This window comes from Prevotella sp. DNF00663 (genome assembly GCF_001553265.1).
Taxonomy (GTDB): domain Bacteria; phylum Bacteroidota; class Bacteroidia; order Bacteroidales; family Bacteroidaceae; genus Prevotella.
This window is the reverse complement of record NZ_KQ960673.1, coordinates 1-3,545: the sequence shown is the minus strand read 5'-3', so window position 1 is coordinate 3,545 and position 3,545 is coordinate 1. Positions and strand designations below refer to the sequence as shown.

The 3,545-nt window shown below is 43.1% G+C and carries 6 protein-coding genes; 2 read left to right on the top strand and 4 right to left on the bottom strand.

What is annotated here, in order from left to right; all coding sequences use genetic code 11:
* On the top strand, positions 1-314 hold a 314-nt coding region (locus HMPREF3034_RS13080; RefSeq protein WP_231725684.1), incomplete at its 5' end, for a hypothetical protein.
* Here the strand turns inward: HMPREF3034_RS13080 and coaD are convergent.
* The 4 genes from coaD to ruvB form a co-directional block, all read right to left on the bottom strand.
* Entirely contained in the window at positions 273-734 is a 462-nt protein-coding gene (gene coaD, locus HMPREF3034_RS12160) for a pantetheine-phosphate adenylyltransferase (RefSeq protein WP_036899211.1), read from the bottom strand. The two genes, HMPREF3034_RS13080 and coaD, sit on opposite strands and share 42 nt — an antisense overlap.
* Positions 731-1,141, bottom strand: a complete 411-nt coding sequence (locus HMPREF3034_RS12155; protein WP_036899214.1) for a PIN domain-containing protein — start codon at positions 1,139-1,141, stop codon at positions 731-733. Before HMPREF3034_RS12155 ends, coaD begins: the two co-directional genes overlap by 4 nt.
* A complete protein-coding gene (locus HMPREF3034_RS12150) occupies positions 1,138-1,380 on the bottom strand; it encodes a hypothetical protein (RefSeq protein ID WP_036899216.1) in 243 nt (80 codons plus the stop codon). The genes HMPREF3034_RS12155 and HMPREF3034_RS12150 overlap by 4 nt, the downstream gene beginning before the upstream one ends.
* A 210-nt stretch (positions 1,381-1,590) precedes the next feature.
* Complete coding sequence (gene ruvB, locus HMPREF3034_RS12145) at positions 1,591-2,625, bottom strand: Holliday junction branch migration DNA helicase RuvB (protein WP_036899218.1); 1,035 nt, start codon at positions 2,623-2,625, stop codon at positions 1,591-1,593.
* Between the two features lie 615 nt (positions 2,626-3,240).
* Here ruvB and HMPREF3034_RS12135 point away from each other — a divergent pair.
* On the top strand, positions 3,241-3,441 hold the full coding sequence (locus HMPREF3034_RS12135) for a hypothetical protein (protein WP_062435859.1): 201 nt from the start codon (positions 3,241-3,243) through the stop codon (positions 3,439-3,441).
* The last annotated feature ends 104 nt before the right edge of the window (positions 3,442-3,545 follow it).

Genomic DNA, 3,545 nt, shown 5'->3' with positions numbered 1-3,545 from the left:
TTATCATCTTAGCAAATAAACTAGCCACACGCGCCACTCAAATAGAGGGGAGAGCCATCTATCAGAGACTTGATTGCTTTATTATATTTATCATCTTAGCAAATAAACTAGCCACACGCACCACTCAAATAGAGGGAACACCTATCTATCATGGACTTGATTGCTTTATTATATTTATCATCTTAGCAAATAAACTAGCCACACGCACCACTCAAATAGAGGGAACACCTATCTATCAGGGACTTGATTGCTTTATTATATTTACCATGATGTTATTCCATTCCTCCTCCTTCAGGGAAGGGAATAAAGTCTGAGACCTCTTTCCCAAAGTGTATCAACTCCCTCACAAGTGACGAACTGATGCTCGCCTTTGCCGGGTCGGCATAGAGAAGAATGGTCTCTACATCTCCTATTTGCTTATTGACATCGGCCTGTTCACGCTCATATTCAAAGTCTTTCAGACTTCTCACGCCCTTAATAATGAACTGAGCCTGCTCCCGACGAGCAAAGTCGACCGTCAAATCATTGTATGCTTTCACCTCTATCTTTGCCTCGTTGGCATATATCTGCTTGATAGTGTTTACCCGAACATCCGCACTATACATGTATTGCTTGCGTTCATTCACTCCCACCCCTATCGTAATTCGATCGAAGAGTGGCAATGCACGTCGCACAATATCATCATGTCCAATGGTAAAGGGATCGAAACTCCCTACGAATATTCCTGTTCTCATAAATATTTCGAAATAAAATCATGAGGCGTAAGCACCTCTAAAGCGGAGGCTTCATAATCCTTTATATTCCTTGTTACTATACAATCGGCTTGGGCTTGCATAGCAGAAAGATACTGCAAAGAATCTTCAAAGTCCTTCCAATCTAAGTATAGAGCCTCTAATATATATGAGGAACCGACCTCTACAATATCCACAAATTCCGTCAATTTCAATATTGCAGCGTTAAACTCCGCCCTATTATAATCTTTTCGAGTAATATAATTAATATTAGCAACGGACAAATCGGACATTAACATGATAATACCTTTACCCACACAAGACTTGAAACACAACCTTGAGTCCTTGGATAAAGGACCTCTTTCTAGCAGGCAATCCAGTAGGATATTAGTATCTAAGAAAACTCTCATAGGTATTTCTTTCTTAGAAAATCTTCTTTTTCAGATTTCCAATCATCCACTTTGCTCTTGGAAAAAATGCCAAACAACTTGTCTACACGCTCTAATTTCTTTTCCATTTCAACTTTAGAGTCATTGTCCGATCTACTCTTTTCAGCAGTTATAAGCCATCCTCTACTCTTAGCAACCTTATCTAAAAAAAACATATCCCTAAGAGGGACATTCAGTTTTATATTCAAACTTCCTTCCATATTATCTTTCCTCCATTTCCTTATTCCTATTGCACAAATATAACTGTTTCTCTAGAACAATGCAAGGATTTATTTAAAAACGTGCTATCGCATCAATAACCAGAACCGTAAACCCAAGATATGGGATAAAAAACAGAGATACGAAGCGACTTCATTTATCGGTCTCTACTTTTCACCCCTCTCTTTGGGAGAGGGGATGGGGGTGAGGTTCTATTCAAACAACCCCGGTGACATGATATCACCTTGATACGGATTGCGCCCCAAATGGTTGTAAGCAAGTTGTGTAGCCATGCGTCCGCGAGGCGTCCGCTTGATAAATCCCTCCATGATTAAGAAAGGTTCGTACACGTCTTCCACCGTTCCGGCATCCTCACCGATAGCCGTAGCAATGGTCGAAACGCCCACCGGACCACCGCGGAATTTGTCGATTATCGTCAGCAATATCTTGTTATCAATCTCGTCCAGACCATACTGGTCGATATTCAAAGCTCTGAGCGACAGTCGGGCTATATCGCTTGTGATGGTACCGTTGCCCTTGACCTGAGCGAAATCGCGCACACGGCGCAGCAACGAGTTCGCAATACGGGGCGTACCACGCGAACGACGCGATATTTCCACAGCTGCATCGTCTTCTATAGGCACGTCCAATAATCGAGCCGAACGCTTGATAATAATCTGCAAAGTCTCCGGATCGTAGTACTCCAAGTGCATGTTGATGCCGAAACGGGCACGCAACGGAGCTGTCAACATACCACTGCGCGTGGTGGCACCCACCAGTGTAAACGGATTTAAATCTATCTGTATGCTTCGAGCCGAGGGACCTTTGTCTATCATTATATCAATGCGATAGTCCTCCATGGCCGAATATAGATACTCTTCAACGACAGGAGACAAGCGATGAATCTCGTCAATGAACAGCACATCGTTAGGTTCGAGCGAGGTCAGGATGCCTGCCAAGTCGCCCGGTTTATCCAAAACCGGCCCACTTGTAATCTTGAATCCCACTCCCAACTCGTTAGCAATGATATTGCTCAGCGTCGTTTTTCCCAATCCCGGAGGTCCGTAGAGCAATGTATGGTCTAACGGTTCATTGCGGTATTTGGCAGCTTCAACAAACACTTCCAAGTTCTCCACCACTTTCTGCTGACCGTTGAAGTCAACAAAACGCAAGGGACGGAGCGCATTCTCGAAGTCCTTTTCTGCCGAGGACAATCTCTCTTCTCTGATGTCGAAATCTTCTGTCATGCCACAAAGTTACAGATTTTTCCCGATACCTGTCCGTTCTTTATTCAAAACCTTTGGTTAGTTCAATGATTCTTATCCCATAATACAAGTGATTCAGTAAAAGGATAGTTGTACTACTTGAACTCCCTACGGACGCGACATGTCGCACAACTGGCTCAACAAAAACCTCTCCCCACCCCTCTCCAAAGGGAGAGGGAGACAGAAATAGACCTTTTCTGTCCCACAACTAAAGAACTTATAAACTCAAGAACTCACAAACTAAAAACCTAAACTCATCTACTTGTCAACTCAAAACCTTGTCTACTTGTTTACTCGTTAACTTGTCTACTAAAACATGTGGCTCGGGGTGGGGCTCCTGCACCGCCTCTTCAGCATCGCTGCATGGGCTTTTCAACGATACTGCTACGGCTCGGCAGCAACGTAAAAGAGCCTCTTTTACAACACACTGATTATCAAACAGATAGACAATGTAGTTTAATACATTCCTATGAAGATTGACAATAGCCAGCTCGGAATGCTTGTAACATCGCAGAAAAGTGATAATTTTGAAGTTCGTACAACACAAGACCTCATAATAAAAGATTTCTGACAGAGACTTTCCTATCATAAGAAGCAATGAAAAACAGACTTTTAACAACAGCAATCGCCGTATGTATAGCCCTTGATATCGCTCATGCGCAAGAAGCAAAACTTACAGTACGCCCCATCGGACGCATCTTGATGGATGGCGAACTCTTCGATGCCAAGCATGAAAACAATCTGTTAAACGACAGATTTGCCATCCCCGACGCTCGCGTGGGCGTAAGTGCGAAATAGGGAGAATGGGCTGCTGTCGTGGATATTGGGTTTGCTTACAACAAAGTAGGCATCAAAGATAGATACGTAAAACGAGAACTCTGCAAAACTCTTAGTTTAGAAAT